This window comes from Sphingomonas naphthae, assembly GCF_028607085.1.
GTDB classification, from domain to species: domain Bacteria; phylum Pseudomonadota; class Alphaproteobacteria; order Sphingomonadales; family Sphingomonadaceae; genus Sphingomonas_Q; species Sphingomonas_Q naphthae.
The window spans coordinates 145,661-167,974 of the sequence record NZ_CP117412.1; the positions used below are offsets into that span (position 1 = coordinate 145,661).

General features: G+C 65.1%; 30 protein-coding genes and 1 pseudogene. 21 read left to right on the forward strand and 10 right to left on the reverse strand.

Annotated elements, in window-relative coordinates; all coding sequences use genetic code 11:
* Positions 1-47 precede the first annotated feature (47 nt).
* On the forward strand, positions 48-257 hold the full coding sequence (locus PQ455_RS19680; protein ID WP_063690300.1) for a hypothetical protein: 210 nt from the start codon (positions 48-50) through the stop codon (positions 255-257).
* Positions 258-823: 566 nt separating this feature from the next.
* On the opposite strand, the gene PQ455_RS19685 is transcribed toward PQ455_RS19680, so the two are convergent.
* A complete protein-coding gene (locus tag PQ455_RS19685) occupies positions 824-1,105 on the reverse strand; it encodes a helix-turn-helix domain-containing protein (protein WP_273691621.1) in 282 nt (93 codons plus the stop codon).
* Between the two features lie 64 nt (positions 1,106-1,169).
* On the opposite strand from PQ455_RS19685, the gene PQ455_RS19690 reads away from it, so the two are divergent.
* The 15 genes from PQ455_RS19690 to PQ455_RS19760 all read left to right on the forward strand — a co-directional run bounded on the left by PQ455_RS19690 (position 1,170) and on the right by PQ455_RS19760 (position 12,984).
* Positions 1,170-1,748: a hypothetical protein gene (locus tag PQ455_RS19690; RefSeq protein WP_273691623.1), complete on the forward strand. Its 579-nt coding sequence runs from the start codon at positions 1,170-1,172 to the stop codon at positions 1,746-1,748.
* Entirely contained in the window at positions 1,745-2,005 is a 261-nt protein-coding gene (locus tag PQ455_RS19695) for a hypothetical protein (protein WP_241889898.1), read from the forward strand. Before PQ455_RS19690 ends, PQ455_RS19695 begins: the two co-directional genes overlap by 4 nt.
* Positions 2,006-2,394: 389 nt before the next feature.
* Positions 2,395-3,165 (forward strand): hypothetical protein, encoded by a 771-nt coding sequence (locus tag PQ455_RS19700; RefSeq protein WP_066486882.1) that lies wholly within the window; start codon positions 2,395-2,397, stop codon positions 3,163-3,165.
* A gap of 53 nt (positions 3,166-3,218) precedes the next feature.
* On the forward strand, positions 3,219-3,614 hold the full coding sequence (locus tag PQ455_RS19705; RefSeq protein ID WP_273691628.1) for a hypothetical protein: 396 nt from the start codon (positions 3,219-3,221) through the stop codon (positions 3,612-3,614).
* On the forward strand, positions 3,611-3,946 hold the full coding sequence (locus PQ455_RS19710; protein ID WP_017980691.1) for a hypothetical protein: 336 nt from the start codon (positions 3,611-3,613) through the stop codon (positions 3,944-3,946). The genes PQ455_RS19705 and PQ455_RS19710 overlap by 4 nt, the downstream gene beginning before the upstream one ends.
* A complete protein-coding gene (locus tag PQ455_RS19715) occupies positions 3,943-4,185 on the forward strand; it encodes a hypothetical protein (protein ID WP_139143974.1) in 243 nt (80 codons plus the stop codon). The genes PQ455_RS19710 and PQ455_RS19715 overlap by 4 nt, the downstream gene beginning before the upstream one ends.
* A complete protein-coding gene (locus PQ455_RS19720; RefSeq protein ID WP_066486878.1) occupies positions 4,182-4,565 on the forward strand; it encodes a hypothetical protein in 384 nt (127 codons plus the stop codon). Before PQ455_RS19715 ends, PQ455_RS19720 begins: the two co-directional genes overlap by 4 nt.
* Positions 4,566-4,900: 335 nt before the next feature.
* Entirely contained in the window at positions 4,901-5,218 is a 318-nt protein-coding gene (locus PQ455_RS19725) for a hypothetical protein (protein WP_017980688.1), read from the forward strand.
* On the forward strand, positions 5,215-6,027 hold the full coding sequence (locus PQ455_RS19730; RefSeq protein WP_241889897.1) for a hypothetical protein: 813 nt from the start codon (positions 5,215-5,217) through the stop codon (positions 6,025-6,027). Before PQ455_RS19725 ends, PQ455_RS19730 begins: the two co-directional genes overlap by 4 nt.
* The gene (gene mobF, locus PQ455_RS19735) at positions 6,024-9,017 is read left to right on the forward strand and encodes a MobF family relaxase (RefSeq protein ID WP_273691634.1); all 2,994 of its coding nucleotides are present in this window, start codon (positions 6,024-6,026) and stop codon (positions 9,015-9,017) included. Before PQ455_RS19730 ends, mobF begins: the two co-directional genes overlap by 4 nt.
* Before the next feature lie 143 nt (positions 9,018-9,160).
* Entirely contained in the window at positions 9,161-10,456 is a 1,296-nt protein-coding gene (locus PQ455_RS19740; protein WP_273691635.1) for a Fic family protein, read from the forward strand.
* Positions 10,453-10,875 carry a hypothetical protein gene (locus PQ455_RS19745; RefSeq protein WP_020486653.1) on the forward strand — a complete coding sequence of 141 codons (423 nt, stop codon included), beginning with the start codon at positions 10,453-10,455 and terminating at the stop codon, positions 10,873-10,875. The genes PQ455_RS19740 and PQ455_RS19745 overlap by 4 nt, the downstream gene beginning before the upstream one ends.
* Before the next feature lie 255 nt (positions 10,876-11,130).
* Positions 11,131-11,685 (forward strand): hypothetical protein, encoded by a 555-nt coding sequence (locus PQ455_RS19750; RefSeq protein ID WP_017980682.1) that lies wholly within the window; start codon positions 11,131-11,133, stop codon positions 11,683-11,685.
* Between the two features lie 491 nt (positions 11,686-12,176).
* Positions 12,177-12,347, forward strand: a complete 171-nt coding sequence (locus PQ455_RS19755; RefSeq protein ID WP_225883565.1) for a hypothetical protein — start codon at positions 12,177-12,179, stop codon at positions 12,345-12,347.
* A gap of 1 nt (position 12,348) precedes the next feature.
* Entirely contained in the window at positions 12,349-12,984 is a 636-nt protein-coding gene (locus PQ455_RS19760) for a hypothetical protein (protein WP_273691641.1), read from the forward strand.
* Between the two features lie 247 nt (positions 12,985-13,231).
* Here the strand turns inward: PQ455_RS19760 and PQ455_RS19765 are convergent, their stop codons facing one another.
* A complete protein-coding gene (locus PQ455_RS19765; RefSeq protein ID WP_047867320.1) occupies positions 13,232-14,647 on the reverse strand; it encodes an ISNCY family transposase in 1,416 nt (471 codons plus the stop codon).
* 372 nt (positions 14,648-15,019) lie between these two features.
* Between PQ455_RS19765 and PQ455_RS19770 the strand changes: the two genes are divergently transcribed.
* A complete protein-coding gene (locus PQ455_RS19770; protein ID WP_226341943.1) occupies positions 15,020-15,436 on the forward strand; it encodes a hypothetical protein in 417 nt (138 codons plus the stop codon).
* Between the two features lie 385 nt (positions 15,437-15,821).
* On the opposite strand, the gene PQ455_RS19775 is transcribed toward PQ455_RS19770, so the two are convergent.
* Complete coding sequence (locus PQ455_RS19775; protein WP_017980829.1) at positions 15,822-16,400, reverse strand: response regulator; 579 nt, start codon at positions 16,398-16,400, stop codon at positions 15,822-15,824.
* A 408-nt stretch (positions 16,401-16,808) separates the two neighbouring features.
* Between PQ455_RS19775 and PQ455_RS19780 the strand changes: the two genes are divergently transcribed.
* Positions 16,809-17,141: a YnfA family protein gene (locus PQ455_RS19780; RefSeq protein WP_017980828.1), complete on the forward strand. Its 333-nt coding sequence runs from the start codon at positions 16,809-16,811 to the stop codon at positions 17,139-17,141.
* 41 nt (positions 17,142-17,182) lie between these two features.
* Here PQ455_RS19780 and arsH read toward each other — a convergent pair whose 3' ends face one another.
* The 7 genes from arsH to PQ455_RS19815 form a co-directional block, all read right to left on the reverse strand.
* A complete protein-coding gene (arsH, locus tag PQ455_RS19785) occupies positions 17,183-17,938 on the reverse strand; it encodes an arsenical resistance protein ArsH (RefSeq protein WP_273691646.1) in 756 nt (251 codons plus the stop codon).
* Positions 17,938-18,360 (reverse strand): arsenic resistance N-acetyltransferase ArsN2, encoded by a 423-nt coding sequence (gene arsN2 / locus PQ455_RS19790; RefSeq protein WP_273691649.1) that lies wholly within the window; start codon positions 18,358-18,360, stop codon positions 17,938-17,940. The genes arsH and arsN2 overlap by 1 nt, the downstream gene beginning before the upstream one ends.
* An 11-nt stretch (positions 18,361-18,371) precedes the next feature.
* Positions 18,372-19,451, reverse strand: coding sequence for an ACR3 family arsenite efflux transporter (gene arsB / locus PQ455_RS19795; protein ID WP_273691653.1), 1,080 nt, complete (start codon positions 19,449-19,451; stop codon positions 18,372-18,374).
* Between the two features lie 4 nt (positions 19,452-19,455).
* A complete protein-coding gene (arsC, locus tag PQ455_RS19800; protein WP_017980824.1) occupies positions 19,456-19,899 on the reverse strand; it encodes an arsenate reductase (glutaredoxin) in 444 nt (147 codons plus the stop codon).
* An 11-nt stretch (positions 19,900-19,910) separates the two neighbouring features.
* Positions 19,911-20,243, reverse strand: coding sequence for an ArsR/SmtB family transcription factor (locus tag PQ455_RS19805; protein ID WP_017980823.1), 333 nt, complete (start codon positions 20,241-20,243; stop codon positions 19,911-19,913).
* Between the two features lie 72 nt (positions 20,244-20,315).
* Positions 20,316-20,795: a hypothetical protein gene (locus tag PQ455_RS19810; RefSeq protein ID WP_078462361.1), complete on the reverse strand. Its 480-nt coding sequence runs from the start codon at positions 20,793-20,795 to the stop codon at positions 20,316-20,318.
* Between the two features lie 90 nt (positions 20,796-20,885).
* Positions 20,886-21,161 carry an HU family DNA-binding protein gene (locus PQ455_RS19815; RefSeq protein WP_024310666.1) on the reverse strand — a complete coding sequence of 92 codons (276 nt, stop codon included), beginning with the start codon at positions 21,159-21,161 and terminating at the stop codon, positions 20,886-20,888.
* Between the two features lie 421 nt (positions 21,162-21,582).
* Between PQ455_RS19815 and PQ455_RS21025 the strand changes: the two are divergent.
* The 3 genes and pseudogenes from PQ455_RS21025 to PQ455_RS19825 all read left to right on the forward strand — a co-directional run.
* Positions 21,583-21,642: pseudogene (locus PQ455_RS21025) on the forward strand (hypothetical protein); the annotation flags it as partial.
* Between the two features lie 77 nt (positions 21,643-21,719).
* Complete coding sequence (locus PQ455_RS21030; RefSeq protein ID WP_017980820.1) at positions 21,720-21,878, forward strand: DUF3768 domain-containing protein; 159 nt, start codon at positions 21,720-21,722, stop codon at positions 21,876-21,878.
* A gap of 127 nt (positions 21,879-22,005) precedes the next feature.
* Complete coding sequence (locus PQ455_RS19825; protein WP_017980819.1) at positions 22,006-22,263, forward strand: hypothetical protein; 258 nt, start codon at positions 22,006-22,008, stop codon at positions 22,261-22,263.
* Positions 22,264-22,314 lie beyond the last annotated feature (51 nt).

A 22,314-nucleotide genomic window follows, 5' to 3' on the forward strand; every position in this document is an offset into this window, starting at 1 on the left:
CACCCATGCTAGAGACCTTCGGTGATCGATAGTTCCCGGAGTCCGAAATGTACGGTGGTTTCCGCTACAGCCTGGATTTGCAGGGCGCCGAACCGACCCTGGTGAGCGAGAGCTGTTGCCGCGTCGTGGAGGGATCCGAAGAGCGGCAAGAGGTCGACGTCCATTGCAGCAGACTGGTCCCGCAAAAGCCGCGTTCCACGGGCATCGAGATTATCCGCAAGGACGATGGCGTTCCGGATGTATCGCGTGGCGAGTGACAGATCCTTCCTACGGCCTCGTGGCGCACCGCAGATTCGGACAATTTGAACGTCGCCGGCGCAACGCCATCGCAAACTGATTCAATGAGAGTGCTCATTTTCCACCCGTCCGTCGATCATCGATACTCCGGGAACGCTAATCGACACTCCCGGAACGGCGAGGCGATACATCGGGAACGCGAGCATCGATCCTTCAGGAACGCCGCAACGATACTCCGGGAACGCACCTTCGAAAGCGAATCGTGGAAAGTCGCTGACTTGAGCAGTTACAGCGGCACCCCTAACTTCTTAACCTCTCATTGAACCCTCTAACCCCGCGAAATAATTTTCTTTGAATTTTGGAGATTCAGAAAGGCAGGCTCTAGCGTCGCATTGCGTCCACAGTGCCGTGCGCTAGCGTAAATCGTCAGGACCGGGCAGCGACTTGCTCGATCGATCCAGGCCCCAGTCAGTGCAGTAACGCGGTGACGAAGGACGGATGGGGTAATGTCGGCGTCTGCGACGAACCATGTCCATGCCTCGCTCCTCGTCGATCGCACCGGCACGACCTACCAAGCGGATGCCCGCTATTCAGTTGGTCGCTCGTCAACCCTCTTACCAACTGAAATCTCGAGAGCTTGCTTCAACAACATGACCGGATCGACCCCGATAGCCAATGCCACGGCAACATACTCGTCAACGCCAAGCAGGCGCTCGCCGGTTTCGTACCGCGACACGTAGGCCTGTTGCCAACTTAGCCGCCCAGCGAGATCGACCTGCCGCAGCTTGGCATCACGGCGTGCCTTTGTGAGCAGGTGCACGATGAGACAATGCAGGTCAGACGAAGCAGGAGAACGCATACCAGGCATCTACCATTTGCCTAGTATACGTAAAGCGTATATCACGCGTCTAGCTTTTTGCGAGCGCGATCCGATGGAAGACGACCGAATTGCTGAGAAGTGTGCATCGGCGGACAGGGAAGCTTCCATACCGGTGCTGGATCGCTTCGTCGCTCGCCTGGAGGTCAGCCGGACCTACCCGTGTCCGGTGGTCAGCATCCTAACCTTCTGGGCCGGGCTGATCGCGCTCACCGTCGTCGACAAGGTGACCGGAACGACGCCTGTGGTAGCGAGCCGCCTCTATGCGGTTGCATGGGCGCTGGTAGTAGGCCTGGAACTCGGCCGCGATGTTTGGGTCCAACGTCACCGCTACGCGTCACCTCGCTGGCTACAAGCTTTAGATGCGGCCGTGGGCCACGAGGTGACCGTCCATGCGCTGGCCGCGCTGATCAGGCAGCATGAGCACGAGTTGGATTACGTGGTCACCCGCTCCGATCTGAGATTCGAGGTTCAGGCAGAGCGAGCTCGACGAAGGGAAGCTGCACGGCGAGCGGAAGGATTTCGCCTTGTCGAAGCACCGGTGATCGACGCCGCTCAGGTCGCGCGCGACGAGAAACGACGCCGTCGTGCTCGTGAGCGGCGTGCCGCCAGGCAGGGCAGGGCGCCTGCGTGACCGGCTCTAAGCCGGAAACGGTTGGAGATCTGGTCGGCATTACGATCTCCGGCGGGATCGCGCACTTTCCCGGCCGGGCTGGCGAGCGAGTTCGCCACTTCGCCGATCTCGACCCGACACTGGTCGCCGAGCTGCTCACCGCGGCCGAGGCGGTGACTTCTTCACCCGCCCGGTTCCGAATGGGACTGCGCCTGTCCGCCCTGACGCGCGCACGTACAGCATACGTCTCGTGCATGCCGACCACTCACGGGTGCTGACCGTCCCGGAGCCGTTCGAAGCACCGGAGCTGGCGCAGCTGATCCGAACCGTGCGCCGCTGCCTATCGGACAGGGCGAGACACCACGCTTCGCATTTGCTCGGCGCTCCCGACGTGATAGCGTCCGTTCGCCGCCCGGTCAGTCCCGGCGGTGAGGCGTAGCAACCTCAAGACATAGCAGCCGGTCAGCAATTAGGTGTTGGCCGGGTGGCCGTCACGCATGTCCAGGGCTCCGCCTAAAGGTGGCGGCGCCTTGTGCTATGCAGGGTTGCTAACACCCGGCTCACGGGCCGGAGAACGCCTCCAGACGACGGGGAGGCGGTCATGGCAGGGCAGGGTACGTTTCGAGCCGTAGCGGCGCTCACAGCGGCTCTGGCGGGCGTTCCGGCCATGGCGCAGCAATCACTCGGTGTCGCTGACTTTCTCACCACCATCGGCGGCGATACCGACGTGAAGACCAGCGGGTCGCTTCGGACCCGCCCGTCGCCGCAGGTCTTCCCGCTGCTCGACGACGCTGACGAGATCATCGGCTACTCCTTCTTCTCCGAGAAGATTACCACCAACGGCTCGGCGACAGCCGAGCGCGCCCGCGATGCCTTCGCTCAGGAGTGTAGCGCCAAGGGCGGTCGGCTCGAGCCGGAGGAGGGGGACGCAGCACGCACCTTCCGCGATCGCGCGCTCGGCCGCAGGCTGCCGCCCCGGGGCGAGTTCAAGCACTTCTGGTCCGGCATGTCGGCCGTGTGCTCGCGTGGACCGGACCAGGTCCTCGGAGGCTTCGTCGCGATCACATTCGACACGACCGAGGTGGCGACGAAAGGCGACCTGGGCAGCCGGCTAATGAGCCGCGTGTCGATGGTCCCGACCCGCACCGCCGTCTATGCCTGCCGCCCCGACCAGATCCGCTCTGCGGCATGGTTCCAACGCACCCAGGACAGCTACGTCGCCGACCGAGAGGCCGAGCAGAACCGGCACGAAGCCTTCCGACGCGACCTCGCGATCGGAACCGTCACCAACTGCGGCACGGTAGTCCAGATCCGCGGTCCCATGGTCGAGATCGCGGTGCCCCCGACCACGCTAACGCCCAACGGCCAATCCACCTTCTGGTCCCGGCGTGATGCGCTGGCGCCGACCTTCTCGACGCCGTGCACCTACGGACTCTGAGGAGCCGATCTGCCCGATTTGCATAAACTGGAAACCCTGAACGGAGACGCGCCATGACCATCGACCTGAGCGACTTCAAACTAACGCCTTTGCCCTCCCGTGAGACCCCGCCCTATGCGTCGGCCGACCCTTCGACGGACCTGCGGTTGCTCCTCGCCGGCACCGACTGGAGCGAGCCAGGACACGGCGGCTACCCGACCCGCACCGAGGCGGGAGATTGGATGATCCGGGTCATGTTGGACCTGCCTTACCCCATGCTTGCCAGCCTTGAAGCGCAGGCCGGCTCGTATGACGTCGGCGAGCTGATCCGGGCCGCTCTCGTGACCGCTGGACATGGCTCGCGGACGGAAATTGTAGGTATCAGGTCCGACCGCTACGCGACCCGCGACGAGCAGCGTGAGCGGCTCGGGATCCCCTCAGGAATAAGCGGCACGCGAGAGGGCGAATGACCGATCGATCCGGGCACGAACGGCTACGCTACCAGGCGGTTCTGAAGCCGCTCGAATGGGAGCAGCGGATGCGCGTCGACTACCGTGATGACGTACTTCGGATCGTGGCTGTCCTGGCTGCCGACGGCATCGCCATCAGTGAGGATGTCGCGTTCATGGCGTGGCACCGGTTCTCGGAAGAGGACCGCTGCGCCGGCTGGTACGGCCCCGGCACCGACGACCAGATCCGACGCAACCTGATGCCGCATCTCGAGCTCAGACCGATTGCGGAACAGGATGGCTCTGGCAATGTCCATCGGCCCGTCGTTAACCCGGATCACGCCCGCCGATGAGCGACGTCGAACACCACGATGTCAGGACGGCATTGGCGCTGATGCGCCTGGCATTGGCGTTGCTCGACCGGGCTGGATGCACCCTTGTTGCAGCTCGCCTTCAGCATGCGTTCGAGAGGGTTTGGAACGATCCGGGGGCCGCCGCAATGCCGCGCCATCCTGCCGCTCCGAGCGGTGCTGAACACGACCGGCACAAGCATCAGCGCCCGACCGACAACGGGGAGGGAACCGACCCATGACGGACGTCATCACGCTTGGGATTTCGGGATGGTTCACCCCGCATGGAACCCTCTACCATGAGGAGGGTCGCACGCTCGATGAGATCGCTCCGGAGGACTGGTCCAACCTCCTCGCCCATGCCGACGCGATCGACTTCTTCACGCGACCCGATCCGGCCTGGCCGGCACTGGAAGCCCGCATCTTCCATCTGACGATCACCGACGGCGAGCGGTCGCGCGAGCTGGCGGTAAACGACCCGTTCGAGGCGCCGGAACTGGCCTTCCTCATACGGCTGACGCGCCGTGCCATGCGGGACCGGCTGGTGCTGACGCCTGAAACGCTGAGCGAGGAGGCGCTCGAAGCCTTACGGGCAAGCCTGCGTCAGGCGGGGCAAGACTGAGTCGGCTGGCCGGCTCATGCGCCGGCCCGTGTGCTCCGCCGGAATCCGGGGATGCGCCCGAAAGAACCACATCATCTACGGCGGCCAGCTTACTGAGCAGTAAGGGTAGGGGCACACCCGATGCACCCTGACGGGGTGCGAAAAAGGGCAGATTCGCGTCGTTTGAGCGGCATGGTCCGACGCAGATGCTGTGCTCGGACCGTCTGGTCCATGGTGGTCCACAGAGCATCTAGAGCACGGATTTGCAGCGTTTCTTCTGGCGCTGCTCTGCACTTCCTCCTTGCGCGCCCGTTATGCGCAATGCACACTCCCTTCCGGGGTAGAAGGGGGTCCGCATGGCGCGCGTACCGATCACGGTGTACCTGCAACCCGACCAGCTTGCCGGCATCGAGCGCCGCGCGGGCCAGGTCGGCAAGACGCGCAGCGCCTGGGTGGCGGACACGCTGGTGCGCTCACTCGAGGACGAGCTGCTGCCGCTCGACGAGATCCTGCTCGACCAGCTCACCAAGGTTCGTGCCGGCCTGGAAGTCGTCGCGGAAGTGCAGGTCGGGCGTGGCCCGGAGAGCAAGAAGGGGCTGGCTGAGATGCGGCAGCGCCGGACCGACCTGGCAACCCGGATGCTGGCCGAAGCGCGCGGGATGCTGCGGCGATGACCGATGCCGGCCGCAGGCGGATCGACGTCTCCAGTGAGGTCCACAGCCGCCTGGATGCCGAATCCAAACGGCGCAATATTCCCATCCGTGATCTCGTCGAACAGGCGGTCACCACCATGTTCGACAGGGAGGCACAAGCAGCCCTGTCGGTGCGTCAGCAACGTGAGCGCCGCCATGCCGATCGCATGGAGGAACAGACCGCTCAAATCGGCGAGATCACGCGCCGCGTCTCGGCCCTGATCGCCCAGCAAACGAAGGATCTGCCCGGCGCGTTGAACGCAGGCTTCGACGCGATCAAGACGACCATCAAGGAGACCGGCGGGACCGGACATCTCCGCGACATGATCGCCAAGTTCCAGGCCGAATTTACGACCATCTTCAAGGAAGCGCAGAGCGCTCTGGCCGCCTCGGTTCTCAATGTCACCAAAGCCGCCGAGGAGCAGGCGAAGAGCCTCGGGAAGCAGCTCGATCGCATCGAGAAGCGTCAGTCGGGTACGCGTACAAAGCTTGGCGCAGGTGCCGCCCTTGGCATCGCCGGACTTGTTCTGATCTGCCTACTTTTCGCGAATACGGCGCCGACGCGCTGGCTTTCCATCCGCCTTCTGGGTGAGAGTGACTCGGCATCTGCGGCATGGAGCCTGGCAGGCGATGGGCGCACGAAAGGCGAGCTGATGGCGGAGACCAAAGGCCTTCTCGGCGATGATACATACCGGGTCCGGTACGCCGAATGCGTGGACCACGCGAAGCGCATGAAGAAGCCGTTTCCGTGCCGGCTCACCTTTCCGCCTCTGCTCGGCACGACGCCGTGACCGTCCGGCCCAACTCGATCGCCGGCGGCGGTGATGCCGCCGGCTATTATGCGGCCGACAACTACTACACCGGGGAGCAGGAAGGGCCCTCCGAGTGGGGCGGGGGGGGGGCCGAGGAACTCGGTCTGTCCGGCACCGTGAATGCCGGAAAATTCGCCGAGGTGCTGGACGGCAAACTGCCCAACGGGGCCGTTATTGCGAGAGGGGGCAATGGCGAGCGGGCGCCGGGGTTCGAGCTGACGTTCAGCGCGCCGAAGTCGGTATCGCTGGTCGCCATGATCGGCCGCGATGAGCGGGTCATGCCAGCGTTTGCGGAAGCGATCCGGAGCACCATGGCGTGGGCCGAGGAGCGGTTCGGGGAGGTGCGGTGGGGCAAGGCCGGCGCGGTGATCGAACCCGGTCGCTTGGTGTACGCGATCTTCTACCATGACCTTAGCCGGAAGCTCGACCCGCAGGCCCACGCTCATGTCGTCGTGGCGAATGCCGCACAGCGGGGTGACGGTCGCTGGGTCGCCCTCCACAATCCGGCGCTGTGGAAGCATTCGAGCACGATCGGCGCCGCCTTCCATGCCGACTTCCGTGCCCGGTTGGAGCAGCTCGGCTATCGGATCGAGATCACCGGCAAGCACGGTCAGTTCGAGATCAGCGGTATCCCGCGTGCCGCCATCGATGCGTTCAGCGCACGGCGCGAACAGATCCTTAGCCGGGCGGCTGAGCTTGGGGCTTCCGGCCCGAAGGCGATGGAGACGATCGCGGTCAGTACTCGCGACGCCAAACAGGCGGGCGATGCCACGGTTGCCCGCGTCATGTGGGCCGAGAAGGCCGAGGTTCATGGTGCTGCCATCTCCGCCGTCGTGGACGCCGCGCGCGGAATCGAGCGGCCGCGGTCCGTACTCGATGCCGTGCGTGCCTGGGGGGCCGCCTTGCTTGAGCGGATCACGCATGCCTTCGGACCACGACCCGAGCCGCTGCTTCACGGCACGGATGCGGTGCGCCGGAGCGCCGAGCTGGCGAGCGGCTATGCGGTCGCGGCCGGTGTTCGGCACCTCGGCGAACGCGAAGCGAGCTTCACCTACGCGAACCTGCTGAAAAGCAGCCTCGATATGGCGGAGAAGGGCGCGACGGTGCGCGGTATCGAGGAGCGCATCGAGCGGCTGCGCGAGGCAGGTGTGCTCATCGCCGGTCCGCGCGGCAGCCTGCACGCAGACCGGCTCACGACCCGCGATATGCTGGCGACGGAAAAGGCGCTGGTTGCGGCCGCGCATGGCGGGGTGGGGCAGGGGACACCCATCCTCGAGGCCGCTTCGGTCGACACCGCACTCGACCGCGCGGCCAGTCGGCGCGAGGTCACGCTGTCCGGCGAACAGCGTGTCGCGGTACACGCCATGCTGTCCGGCACCAACCGCATCCAGGTCGTCCAAGGCGATGCCGGTACCGGCAAGTCGTTCCTCTTCGAACTCGTACGGGAGGTTGGCGCGGAAGTAGGGGCGGGGATGCTGGTGCTGGTCCCGCAGAACAAGTTGATGGATGACCTGACCGGACGGGGGCTGGAGGTGCGCTCGCTCGCATCCGTGCTGAAGGAGCATGCTAGCCGGGTCGGCCCGGCCAAGCCGAACGAGCAGCTGTCGGCGCTGATGAAGGGCAAGGTCGTGGTGCTGGAGGAGGCCTCGATGGTGTCCTCGCGTCAGCTTGCCGGGTTGTTCGAGGTCGCCTGGAACGGCGAGGCCGCCAAGCTGGTGCTGGTCGGTGACGTGAAGCAGATACCCGCCGTAGAGGCCGGGCGGCCGTTCGCGCTGCTGCAGGAGGCGGAGGCTCCGACGGTGCGGCTGACCGAGAACCGGCGCCAACAGACCGATGTGCTCCGTGAGGCCGCCTCCCTGGCACGCGAGGGCAGGGTCGCTGCTGCTTTCGAACGGCTCGGGAACAAGGTCCAGGAGAACGCTCATCCCGCAGGAGCGGCCGTTGTAGAATATCTGCAGCTTTCGCCCGAAGAACGCGACCGCACCGCCTTGCTCACTTCGGGGCACGTGCTGCGCGAAGCCGTGCTGGAGACGGTTCGGGCCGAGCTGCTGGCTAGAGGAAAGCTGGGCGCGGACGCCCTGAGCCTGCGCAGCTGGGACACGCTGAACCTGACCCGCGAGGAGCTGCGCCAGATCCGGCATTGGGCGGAGGGGATGCGGCTCGACATCTACCGCCACCAGTCAGGGCTTGTGCCGGGATCCTACGAGGTTGGCTTGATCGATCGGGCGAGCGGCATGCTCGAGCTCGCCCGTGACGGTCAAACCAGGCTCTTCGATCCCAAAAGCCTCCGATCGGGAGGGGAGGGGGCCGCGCTCTCCGTTCCCGGAGAGATCGAAGTTCGCGAAGGTGACCGCTTGGTCTTCACGGCCAGCGACCTGAAGCGCGGGATGGCGAACGGTGCTGCGATGACGCTCACCGCGATCGATGGCGACACGCTCCACCTGTCCGGCCGTGACCGGGATCATGTGATCGGGCCCGACGATCCGATGCGCGAGCGGCTTGGCCATGGCGCTGTCATCAACATGCACCGTGCGCAAGGGATGATGGTCGATCGCGCGATCACGGTGATGGACAGCCGCGACAGGCTGCTGAACAGCGAGAGCCTCTACTACGTGCTCCAGACCCGCGCGCGCGAGGACGTGTCGCTGCACACCGACGACAAGAAAGCGCTCGCCAACGCGATCGAGTCACATCGCGGTGACGTTCCGCACGCGAGCGATGTGGCACCCGAGCTCTCGTTGTCCGGTAGGGAGCGATTCGATCCGGCCACGGGCGAGCTGCCCCGACTAGACGATCCTGGCGCGAGCGATCGCCGCCAACTGGAGGCGATGAGTGCCGCCCTCCGATCCATCGGCAGCGAGCCTGCCAAGCCGGTGGCGGAGGCTGTTCGGCAGGCGCCGGTTCCGGTCAGAGAGCTGGTGAAGGAGCCGGAGATCGAGATCGACCACGATTACGACTTCGACATGTGAGACATCGCGTTGCGATTACGGGTGGGCGGATCAGCTTCGTTCCTGCTCATATGATCTGGGTTTGCCGGCCGTCGAAGCGGACATCGTAGCGGCCAAGGATGGCGGAGATCGGACGACCTTAGCGAGGCAAGCAGGTAAACCAGATGCTGCAGGACATGGCCAACGAACCGGACTTCGGGGTGGTCGCCGACCGGGGCGAGGGCATCGGCGCCGTGCAGCCCATGAAAATGGGGGAGGGCGGGCCGCGGTACCGCGACGCCGTCGACCTCGCGATCGAGCTGACCGCCAAGTCTGCCGCCTTCCGCAGCAGTCTGCCGCCCGCACTCCGGGCTGGGCTCGCCGGTCTCGTCCGAACGGTGACCTGCTACTACAGCAACCTGATCGAGGGGCATGATACCCACCCCGTCGACATCGAGCGGGCGCTGAAGAACGACTTCAGCGCTGACCCGGCCAAGCGGGACCTGCAGCTCGAGGCGACCGCCCGTTTCGCGGTCCAGGGCTGGATCGACGGGGGAGGGCTGGCGGGCCGGGCGACGAGCGTGGAGGGCCTGCAAGAGGTTCACCGACGCTTCTGCGAGCATCTGCCCGAGTCGATGCTCTGGATTGAGCCGGTCGAGGGCGGCGAGCGCGTTCTGGTCGAGCCCGGTGCCCTGCGGACCCGCGATCTCCGGGTCGGGCAGCACATTGCGATCAGCCCCGGGGCGGTGCCGCGCTTTCTCGAGCACTTCGCCTGGGCGTATCAGAAGCGCGGCGCGACGGACGCCATCGTATCTCTCGCGGCCGCGCATCACCGGTTCGCCTGGATTCACCCTTTTCTCGACGGCAACGGGCGGGTCGCCCGCCTCATGTCGCACGCCATGCTGCTCGACGCGCTCGACACGGGCGGCGTGTGGTCCATCGCGCGCGGCCTCGGCCGCAACGTGCAGGCCTATAAGCGGCACCTTGCCGCCTGCGACCTACCCCGCCGCAACGACCTTGATGGGCGGGGCTCGCTAAGCGAGGAGGAGCTGGCGAGCTTCACGACCTTCTTCTTGAAGACCTGCATCGACCAAGTCGACTTCATGGCCGGCTTGGTCGAGCCCGACCAGCTGCGCAGTCGCATCCGGCGCTGGGCGGCCGAAGAGACGGACGGGGGAAGGCTGCCGGCCAAGGCCATCCAGGTAATTGACGCAGCGCTGTACCGAGGCGAGCTCCCGCGCGGCGAGGTAGAGAGTATCGTCGGCACTGGCGAACGCCAAGCGCGCCGGGTTACCTCCGCGCTGACGAGTCTCGGCGTGCTGACGGCCGACAGTTCCCGGGCGCCCCTGCAGATCGCCTTTCCTGCCACGCTGGCGGGGCGCTGGATGCCGGGACTGTTCCCAGAAGCGCGTAGCGGCTTGCGTCAGCCGCTGGAATCATCAGCGGTGCGACACGGGGCGGCCAATGGTAAGGTGTCGTGACCGCGATGATGCGGATCAACTCGACGGAGGCAACCTTCCCGTTCTTCAGCCGCAACGACTTCCAGGGTCAGCCCAGCAGCCGTGTTTACCGACCCTACAAGGCATTCGAGATCATCCTCGACCGTGTTCTCGGCGAACGGGTGAGAGCGGATGGCGCGTGCGCTGTCGACCTCTGGTGTGCGCTCGCCAACATTCGTTGGTCCGGTCCAGATGGCATGGACGTCTCCTACGGCTTCAGGCGGGCCGGCGAGGTGGTGTCCTGGGTGCGCGAGGAGGGAGACTATCTCACCTGGTATTGCAGCGGCGAGCCAGGGCACGTTGCCACTTGGATCGACAGAGCGCTCGCGGTAGCGGGATGGTCGTGGAGGCGGTTGGAACCGGACGCCGCGGACACCGGCGAGAGGGCCGACGACAGTTAGCGCTTGGCGTAGAGTTCGGGCTGCCGCTCCACGACAGAACGGCGGACCGCGCGCAGCCGAATGGCTTCCGGTCGAGCGAAAACGGGTACTGATTGCGTGTAGGCCGATCAGGAGTGTGGACGCCCACAAGTAGATAGTTTGGAAATGCCAATCGTGACACTTTGCCCAGCGGCAAAGTGTCGCAGCCGACAGAAACGCCGCCGGCCGAACCGGAAGGGATTCACACGATTCCCGTTTCGTGCTTCTCCTGTTCCCATGATTCAAGGTGACTTGTTCTCCGCATCCCCGGTGGCCCCGCCGAGGATTTCGTCCCAGACGCCCTTAGCCGAGGGTCTGCCGTCGATCATCGATGTTATCGCGCAGGTGTCGACCCGGCCGCGCTACGCCTTCATGGTCTTGAACCTGATCGCGCGCGCGGCAGGGCAGGGGGGCAAGGCAGGACCCTACGTCCTCCGGCAGGGGCAGGCCGTTCGGCTGCGCGACTGGTTGTGCGACTCCCTCGCTCCCATGGCAGCCCGCGATCATAAGCGGGCAGCGCTGGCCGAGCAGGTGAGGGTGGAACTGGCAGGGCAGGAGCAGCTGCCAGGAGACCCTGACGCAGCGTCACGACTAGTGGAGCAAGTGGTGCTGGAGCGGGTGCGCCGCTCCGGCCGGTGTAATGTCAGCCGGGCGGTGTCCGAGCTGGTCCGGGCAGGGCTGGTCCGGCGCCACTATGAGGGCTGGCGAGTAGATCACCACAATCGAGGCGCCCGGCGCGAGGCGGTGTACACGTTATTGCCCGATACGATGCGCGCACTAGGCAAGGCGTAGAGCTAAATCCGCGCTGGTCATGACAACCCTCAGTCTGCTGGATCAGGGTCGCATGGCAATTTGACGCTCTTGAGCTTGCCCGTGAGCTAGGCTTACTGTCGCGAGACCCGCCGGCATGAATTGCTTGCCAGTCCAGAAGCCGCTCGAGTGTACGCTCTCGGCGGCTCCTGCTTATGATTTAAGAAGCGCTGTGATCTCAGCCATCCAGCGCGGCGAGATCAGGCTGTTACGGATCAGCTCGGTGGCGCTGGACGGGATCAGCGGGGGAGTCGTGCGCGATCCGAGAAACAGGGCGGTGCTTGACCTTGGTGACGAGCGGTCTGACCGTCGGCGAAGTCAGCCTGCCGATCACCTAAGCAAGTCCAAGCGAGGTGCTCCGACCCTTTGCCGATGCAATCAGCTTCGACGCCGCGACGGGAACGATCGCGCTAGTCGGGCCGGTGCCATGGACGCCGCTTGCGCGGCGAGACGGGGAGGCGCATATTACTGTCATGGCGACCCGGTCCGATACGATAACCACCAAGGGGAGCAAGCCAGGCGTGCTCGGGCGCAGCGCAGCGACGGGCCGTTACGTTCTGGCGCCGGTGGCAACCAAGAAGGCGACCGTCTCCGACCAGCGTATCGCCGCGGCAGTGAAGAGCGTTCTGGCCAAGAAGAAGTAGTTTGCCGGTCGTTCAGACGTCGACGGATGACGTCTTCATCAATTGCCCCTTCGACGATGCGTTCGCGCCGACGTTCCGCGCACTGATCTTCGCCATTCTCGTCTGCGGCTTTCGCACGCGCTCGGCGCGCGAACTGGATGACGGTGGCCAGACTCGGATTGACAAGATCTTCGCTCTGATCGAGCAGTGCCGCTACGGCATTCATGACCTGTCACGCACCGAGCTGGACGCGGTCAACAACCTGCCGCGCTTCAACATGCCGCTCGAACTCGGGCTGTTCCTTGGCGCCAAGCGCTACGGTGGCCAACATCAGAAGGTCAAGCGTATCCTGATCCTCGACGTGGAGCAGTTCCGCTACCAGCGTTTCATCTCCGATCTGGCTGGCATGGACATCCACGAGCATGGGGGCGACCCGACTCGAGCACTTCGCGAGGCGCGTGATTGGCTCGCCAACGTGTCGCGTCGCGAGCTGCCGAGCGCCGACCGCGTGCAATGCGTCTATAAGGCGTTTCTGGCCGACTTGCCCGATCTGGCGGCCGTGCTAGAGTTTCACCCAGATCGGATCCCGTATGTCGATTTCGAGCGGGTCGTCGGGCGATGGCTGATCGAAGCGCCGGCCGCGATTGGGGCAGCTTGAGGCGCCGCTGAGCCGTTACGCTATGTTCCCGCTGATTAGAAAAGACACATTCTGCCCCAAATAGAAATGACACACGGCTGGTAGCAGCGGGGGCAGCGTGGAGCCATCCACAAGCGCAGCGCTGACCCCGCTGATGCGGTGAGTTTCGAGGGAAGGGCGACGGACCCGCTGCGCCAGCAGCGGGCTCGGTCACACCAGAATGCAGACAGTCAGGCAGGTTCCTGGGGTGGGGTGGCGTGACCCGGACTCAGCCAGCGTATTCGGCCAGTCCGCGCGCGACGAGTTCCGTCTCGGAAAGGCGCGGCCCGCGCTTCAGTTTCGGCGTGCAGAGCGTGCGGCGATCCACCTTCGATGCGGTCGCAACAGCCGACGCGGCGAACATGCCGCCAGTCTGCGCCGTCCGCGCCGGCTCGTTGTTGTTCCGCTTGCGGTGGTGTGGCGCCGTTTCCTGCAGGAGCCGCGCCATCGCCAGCGCCGCGTCGAGATGCTTGTTGTCGACCACCGCTGCCTGGTTCACCCGCCGCATCTTGTCGAACACGCGATAGGGCAAGGCCTGCCCGTCGTGCCGGATCTCGATCCGTCCGTCAGGATACTCGCAAACCTCCACCCGCTTGCGCGCCAGCGCCTGGCTGGTCCGGTTCGGCTCCAGGATGAACAGCGCCTTGTTGTAGTGCAGCGTCAGCGCCGCGGTCACCGTGCGCTGCTCGCGCCACACCATCTCTGCCTCGATGTTCTCGTGCGGCGCCAGCGGGCGGTGCAGATCGCGCGGGTCGAACGGGGTCCTGGCGAACTGCCGGTTGTGCCGGGCCATGTAGGAGGGGAGGAAGGCATTGGCTTCGTCGATGGTGGAGATGCCCTCCAGTCTCATCGCCTTGACCAGCCGGTCCTGCAACGTGCCGTTCGCGCGCTCGACGCGCCCCTTGGCTTGCGGCGAGTTGGCGCAGATGATCTCGATGTTGAGCGCGTGCAACGCCCGCCCGAGATGGGTCATGCCGTCGCCGTTCGCCGAGGCCGTGTTGTTGCGAAACGCGCTGTGCTTGTCGGAGTAAAGGGCCACGGGTTTGCCATGGCGCTCGATATAGCTGCGCGTCGCCCGCATATACGAGAAGGTGCTCTCGCTCTCCACCATCTCCAGGTGCATCAGCTCGCTGGTCGCATCGTCGATATAGACCAGCAGCGTGCATTGCGGGCCCCGGTCCTCGAACCACCAGTGTTTGGACCCGTCGACCTGGATCAGCTCGCCGCGGCAGTCCCGCCGATAACGCGGCTGGTACGGGCGAGGGCGGCGCGCTGCGCGGTCCTTCCACAGCCCCGCTGCCATCATCATCTGCCGCAGCGTCTCGCACGAGATTCGGATGCCGTGCCGCTCGGCCAGATACTCGCGCGCGAGCGTCGGCCCGAAGCCGCTATACTGCTCGCGCACGAGGCTGACGACCTGATCACGAACGGCATCGCCGTAACGCCGGTTGCTCGGACGCCCACGCTTGCGGGATATGAGCCCGGCTGCGCCGTCCTGCCGAAGTCGCTCCAGCAACCGGTAGATCTGTCGACGCTCAAGCCTCAGCAGCGCCATCGCGTCCGCCACCCTGATCTCACCGCGGTCGAGCCGCATCAGCGTGTCGTACCGGCTCACCTCGGCAGCACTCATTGTCAGCACCGTCATCGCTTGCACATCCTCGCTGCCGAGGATGGCCATGACACCGGCGACCCGCTGGCACTCGTTGTGCCTTTTCTATCTAGCGGAGGAGTGTCATTTCTACTTAGCACCTACACGCTAGCAGTCCGATAACAAAGATTATGTTAAACTAGGCGCCCTTGGTCAAAGGCTGTTTCTGGGTTCGCAGTGTTTTTTGAATGGCCTGGGGCCGCAAGCCTGCAGCCGTGCTCTCGTCGGCATCTGAGCTCAGGATGGGCGCCACTTAGCCGGGACCAGCGATCTCGATTCGATATGTAGATCAAACGCAGCGGCGCCCTTAACGCCCTAAGCGGGATAGCGAATCTGGAGCCGCGGGGCTTGGTGGAAACTGTACATTCAATGAACGAGAGGCATCCGGCCCCGATCAACATCGAAGGGCTTCGTCAGCGGATCCGCGTGATGGCGTTCGACCGCGGCACCCCTCGGCAAGTCTCGCTCTGGCGTGCTGATATATCTGATAGCCGTGCAAATCTCGTCATCGAGGGGATGACGCCGACTTCGGACGACGATGATCTCTTTGCGCTGATGCTCGACGAAGGCGTTCCCGTCCGTAATGCCATCCATCATTCTCGAGCTCTAAAAGAGGAGATAAGCTCGCCCCGCTGTAGCCTTGGCGACCGGCCGCCGAGCGACGCCGGACGCGAGATCGTTACCAGCTTGGCTGCGGTCAATGAAAGCACGAACCTTGCAGCGTGCCGCTGCCTTTCTCATACTAGGCGACGCTCCAAACCGCTCGCGACTTCGTGCTTTTGTTGACCGGTCGCGGCCGGGCCGCGCCAACCGTCAGCGCAGTTGTGTTGGGGGGCCCTGAGGTGCTCAATGAAAAAAGCATTGCTCGGCACTGTGGTAGGCTCGTTCGATGACTCAGGCTCCCAACCCTGCTCCCGTGCAAGACTCGAGGACAGGAAGGACTGTGATCGTTCGAGGTCTCGGTGCCCTGAAGGGCCGACTGCGCCTCGATCAACGTATCGATCTCCTCAAGCCCATAGCGCGGCAGGCAGCGGAGCTGGACTGATCGCGACCAAGGCGGAGTAGGCAGGTGGTCGATTGAAAGCCAGATTGGTTCACGGCCGGCTTTCAAGTCTTCACGTGACGAGATATAAGGACGCTAACATGGCCGTCCCCTCTGATGCTGAACGCATCAAGGGGCGGCCTTCTTGTTAACAAAAGCTGCACCGTTCAGGTCGCGCGCCGAATGTAAGTCATCGAAAGCACGAAGATCGAGGTTGTCGAACCTCAAGCCGGCAGGAGCCACTAATGCTTCAGTGAGGGCATCCGCGCAAATGGGCTTCTGGATAAGCTGGAGCGCCCGATAGGCCGGAGGGATCGCTTCCCTGTCGTAGCCGGTGACCAACACGGCAGGCACACGGCGATCGGCGAGACGGTCGAGCAGATCGAACGCCATCTCGCCGCCGAGACGAAGGTCGACGACCGCCGCCTGCACCGCCGTGGCGGAGAGAAGTTCGTCGGCCGTCTCCACGCAACCGGCAGGGCCGACGATTTCGGCCCCTTTCCCGGCCAGGGTTTCCTCGATCTCGCTCGCGATCAGATATTCGTCCTCGACGACCAGGATGCGAAGACTGCGGAGTGGCTGCTGCGCCCTTCGATCGTAGAGCGTCGCAAGTTCGAAATGGATCGCGCGCGCCTTCGCGCAGGGGCTGGCGAGGGCGATCGCACGCTCGTCGCGCGCGCGGCGCCCGCAATAGTCGAAATCGAGCATGGGAAGAGCTCCGTCTTGAAGCGGGAGCTTTCCAGTTGCTCTCAGCCGCCGACATGCTCGGGCCTTGGTCGGCGATGACCGCCTTTTACCACGATTGACCGTCCATGACGAGGCTGGGCCGCGTCGCTCGTCGGATCAGGCCACCAGGGCCAGCAAAGGTGTGCCACGTGGCACACTCTGCCTGCTCCGATGCGCTGTCAGCGTCCATAGCGCCACTGCCGTGGTCGGCATGCCACCAGCGTCAACCTTGAGGGGAAGAGTCGCCCCGGCGCGATGACTCGGCCTTTGTAGGGCCGGCGCGCCCGTTCCCCTTTCAGCCCGCGTAGCGCCGCCTAACACGAGGTCGGGCAGCGCCGTGGACAACTTCTCAACTTCCGGTGAGCGCAGCGTGCTGAGATATAAGCCCCCATGACCGCTTTTGCATTCTTCGGCGCCGCCTTGGCGGAGATCGCCGGCTGTTTCGCGTTCTGGGCGTGGCTCAGGCTCGGCAAGTCGCCCTGGTGGGTCGCGCCCGGCATCCTGTCCCTTTGTCTATTCGCCTATCTGCTCACCTTACCGGCGTCCGATCAGGCTGGCCGATCCTATGCGGCGTATGGGGGCGTCTACATCCTGTCGGCCGTGTTGTGGCTCTGGATCGCGGAGGGTACCAAGCCCGATCGCTGGGATCTAATCGGCGCGGCAGTCTGCCTTGTCGGAGCAGCGATCATCTTCTTCGGCCCGCGCGCGGCAACGGGCGGCTGACGGCCGCCCTACCTTCGAGGGGAAAGCGGGCCGCGTCGCCATCATGCCCGGGCGCTCGATGCGCCGATCGCGATCGCCGATGGGTCCAAAGCCGGATTGACCGCCACCCCGGCTTGCTTGCGCTCCGAATAGCGGTCGACGAGCTGCGTCGTGTGCGGCCGGAGCAGCACGATGAAGCGGACCAGCTCCTCCATCACGTCGACGATGCGGTCATAATAGCTTGACGGCTTCATGCGTCCGGCCTCGTCGAACTCCTTGTACGCCATTGCTACCGAGGACTGGTTCGGGATCGTGAACATGCGCATCCAGCGGCCGAGCAGGCGCAGCGTGTTGACCGCGTTGAAGGATTGCGATCCGCCCGACACCTGCATGACCGCGAGCGTGCGGCCCTGGGTCGGACGCATGCCCTTCATCTCGAGCGGAAGGTGATCGATCTGCGCCTTCATGATGCCGGTGATCTGGCCGTGCCGCTCCGGGCTGCACCAGACCTGGCCCTCCGACCACATCGCCAGCTCGCGCAGCTCGTGAACGGCCGGATGATCGTCGCCCGCGATCTGGTCGGGTAGCGGCAGCGTCGAGGGATCGAAGATCCGCGTTTCCGCGCCGAACAATTGCAGCAGACGCGCCGCTTCCTCCGTGGCAAGCCGCGAGAAGGAGCGCTCGCGCAAGCTGCCGTAGAGCAGCAGGATCCGCGGTGCCGGGTCGAGGGAGCCGAGCCCCATGGCGGGCTGCGTGCGGATGAAGGCGGGATCGAGTGCCGGCAGGAGGTCGGGATCGGCGAGCGGACGGAGCGGCATCAAAGAGCTTTCACGAGATAGGTGGCCGACGCCGGGCAGAGCGCGGTGAACTCGCGCGAGGCGGCGATCGCGGGCGGGGCCGCGATGCGATCGGCTTCGGCATAGCCGTTCGCGCGGAAGAACGGCGCCGCAGTGTTGGTCAGGAGGTGCAGTCGCGCGACGCCGAGCCGCCGCGCCTCGTCTTCGAGCAACGCCAGCATCGCACGGCCGAGGCCAGCGCTCCGGCGATCGGCCACGACCACGAGCGAGCGGAGCAGCCGGTCCGGATCGTCGCCCTCGATCCCGCCGAACCCGACCAACCCAGCGTCATCGTCAAAGCGGACGAAGGTGCGGCGGGATTCGGCCAGGTCGGCGGTTGGCAGCTTGGCGGCTGCCAGCGCGCCAGCCAGGTCATCCAGTTCGCCCGGCGCGAGACGCTTCACGCCGAGGCCGCTCACGCGCGCGCACCGCGCTCATACCAGCCCCGCGACGCCTTCACGATCGAGACGACCGAGAGCATCACCGGCACCTCGACCAGCACGCCCACGACCGTTGCCAGCGCCGCGCCCGACTTGAGCCCGAACAGCGAGATGGCGGCCGCGACGGCCAGCTCAAAGAAGTTGGACGCGCCGATCAGCGCCGCAGGCGCCGCCACGCACCATGCAACGCCGAAGCGGCGCGACAGCCAGTAGGCTAGCCCTGCATTGAAATAGACCTGGATGAGGATCGGCACCGCGAGCAGCGCGATCACCAGCGGCTGCGCCACGATCGCCTCACCCTGAAAGCCGAACAGCAGGACGAGCGTCGCCAGCAGCGAAACGAGCGATACCGGGCCGAGGCGACCGAGCAGCCGGTCGAGCGCTGACTGTCCGCCGTTTGCCAGCACGGCCCGGCGAACGAGCTGGGCGGCGATGACCGGCACGACGATGTAGAGCAGCACCGAGATCAGTAGCGTGTCCCACGGCACCGTCACCGAGGCAACGCCGAGCAGCAGCCCGACGAGCGGCGCAAACAGAAACACCATGATGACGTCGTTCAGCGCGACCTGGGACAGCGTATAGGTCGGCTCGCCCTCGCACAGGTTCGACCATACGAACACCATGGCGGTGCACGGTGCCGCAGCGAGCAGGATCAGGCCGGCGATGTAGGACGGCCCCTCCCCTGCGGGCAGGAGCGGCGCGAACAGCCAACCGATGAACAATGTGCCCAGTGCTGCCATCGAGAAGGGCTTCACCGCCCAGTTGATGAACAGCGTGACGCCCACCCCCTTCCAATGCTGGCGGATCGACCCGAGCGCGCCGAAGTCGATCTTGAGCAGCATCGGCACGATCATCAGCCAGATCAGTACCGCGACGATGAGATTGACGCGCGCGACCTCGGCCGAGGCGATGCGCGCGAACAGGCCGGGCAAAAGGTGCCCCAGGCCGATGCCGGCAACGATGCAGAGCGCCACCCAGAGCGTCAGGTATCGCTCGAAGGTGCCGATGCCGGGGCGCGCCGGCGCAGGTCCGGCGACGGGGGCGATCGTCGACATGGGCTCAGCCAACCCGCTCGCCGAACGCGTCCACCACCTGTTCGCCGTCCTCCTTGGCGAAGGCGCCGAGCTGCCTGCTCGGCAGCAGATCGAGGACGGCTTCGGACGGGCGGCAGAGCTTCACGCCCAGGGGCGAGACGACCAGCGGGCGGTTGATGAGGATCGGGTGCGCCATCATCGCGTCCACCAGCGCCTCGTCGGACAGCGAAGTGTCGCCGAGCCCCAGCTCCGCATAGGGTGTGCCCTTCTCCCGCAAGAGGTCGCGCGGCGAGATGCCCGCCCGCTCGATCAGCTCGACCAGCATCGCGCGCGAGGGCGGGGTCTTCAGATATTCGACCACGTGCGGTTCGATGCCGGCATTGCGGATCATGGCAAGCGCGTTGCGCGACGTGCCGCACTCAGGATTGTGGTAGATGACGATATCGACGGCCGAGTCAGTCCGGCTCATGGGGCTTCCTTTCAGCAGCAGGGGGCGAGTTCGGCGACGAGCGGGACGCACAATTCGGCGTTGCCGGCACAGCAATCCTTGACCAGGAACAGCGTCAGCGCGCGCAGCCCGCCGAGGTCGGCGCGGTAGATGATCGAGCGGCTGTGCCGTTCGGAGCGGACGAGGCCGGCACGGGCCAGGATACCCAGATGCGCCGACATCGTGTTCTGCGGCACATCGAGCTGTCGGGCGATCTCCCCCGCCGCCAAGCCGGCAGGCTCGTGCCGGACCAGCAGACGAAACACGTCCAGGCGCGTGCCCTGCGCCAAGGCCCCCAATGCCACAATCGCCGACTCGCTTTCCATATATCCAGCATAGCGGATATGTGGAGGAAGGCTAGGCTGTTGCTCCGAAAGTGACTTCTCGTGACTTCGCACTCAGGCGGTGAGACGCACAGGTGTGCCACGTGGTACACCTGTGATCGGCAACGCTGCCCGGTCGTCGAGCATCGCCAGCAGATCTCCCAGCGCGCGACGTCGATACGCATTGTACCAGCGGCGCCGACGATGTTCGGCCCCATCGTGGATCATGTGGCAGCGCTGGCAGAGCGCAGCGAGATTGCGCGGCCCATTATCGGTCGGGTCGTGGTTGAGGTGTGCGCAGGCGATATAGACCCGCGTCAGCCTAACCGCTTCGGCGACATTTGCGCCTGCCACACGGATGCGACGCCCTCGCCCATCGCGCCACTGCCGGCGATCGGCATCCCACCAGCGGCCATCGCCGAGGTGGAAGACACGTGCCCCATGCGGCCGCCGGCAATGCTCGCACCGCCCTCCAGCTCGGCCAAACCGGATCAGCTTCGACAGTTCGGGCCAGTCGATCGGGTAGAGCCAGCGATGTTCCGGCATGATCGGCATGACGATTCTATGAGTCAGGACCGGGCGGAACGAAAGCAGAAAATGTATGCTGGCGAAGGTGGCTGCGCAGATCACGCAGCCACATACGGCTCAGCCGTTCAGCGCGTCCTTGACCGCCTTGGCCGGCACGAACGTCAGCTTCTTCGAGGCGGCAATCTGGATGGTCTCGCCGTTCGAGGGATTGCGGCCCTCGCGCGCCGGGCTATCCTTGATCTTGAACTTGCCGAAGCCGGACAAGGATACTTCCTCCCCCTTCGCCGCGGCCGCGACGATCGCCGCCAGCAGGCCATCCACCGCCTTACGGGCGTCGGCTTTGCTCAAGGCGTGATTGGCAACCAGCGTTTCGGCGAGTTCGGCATTGTTCATGGTGTTCTCCCAAATCAGATCGTGTGAATACCCGCGCGATCCCGGATTGGCGACCGGCACCATGATGGCCGCCGAGGCGGGCTCGTTTGTTGGCGGCAGACGCCGCGGGGAACGCCAAGGGCGCCGCCCTTTCGTTCCCGAACGACAATCTTGCCGCCCGTGTAATCCGCCAAGCGCGGCACCCGGGGTGAAGCCCCGGCCGCGCTAGGGCGGCTCGCCCGCGCCAGCTTCCCAAGATTCTCGCTCCCCCTCCCCATCCCGTCCTCGCCGGACAGGCAGGGCCGTGAGGCCGAGCGGCCTTGCGGCCCATGCCAACAAGGAGGATCACCCGATGCCGACCCCCGAGCAAATCGACACCATCCGGCGCCTCAACGACGCGGCGCGTACCCACCCCGGCCTCGCGAGCCTCGCCAACGTTACGATGGGGTTCCAGGCACTCTCCGAGCTGGACCGTTTCGCCGCGCTGTTCGCGATCACCCGGTTCACGAAGTTTGACGGCGACAACGACCCTTATGGTGAGCACGATTTCGGCGCGGTCTATAAACTCGCAAGCGGCGCGTGGACGCAGGACCGCCCGACGATGCAAAGGCGATCGTGCAGACGGTGTTCTGGAAGATCGACTATTACGACACGAGCCTCACCTACGGCAGTGACGCTCCGTGGAATTCCGAGCAGACTAAACGGGTGCTGACGATCATGCTGGCCAGCGAATACTAACGCCTATGGCGTAGCGATCCGCGCTCGATTGAGCGCGGATCAACCCTGCCGAAACGGACCTTCGCCAACGTGATTTGTTGAGAAATCGCGAGGGAGCGCGTAGGGTTAACGGCGAAAGGATGACGCGATGGCCCAGATCAATCTCGACACGCTGCGCGAGCGCATCCGCTCCATGGACTTCCAACGCGGCACCCCCGAGCAGATCGCGTTGTGGCGCGAGGACGTAGCAGAGGCGCGCGCCAACCTCGTCATCGAGGACATGACGCCGACCGGTGACGAAGATGCCATGTTCGCCATGATGCTCGATGAGGGTGTTCCCCCTTCGCTCATGCCGTCCATCATCCTCGGCCTCTACAAGCCAGGAACCCACCAGATCGCGGCCTGACCTTGGCAGACGATCCCTACACCTACCCCGGTACGGACACGCTCCGGAACC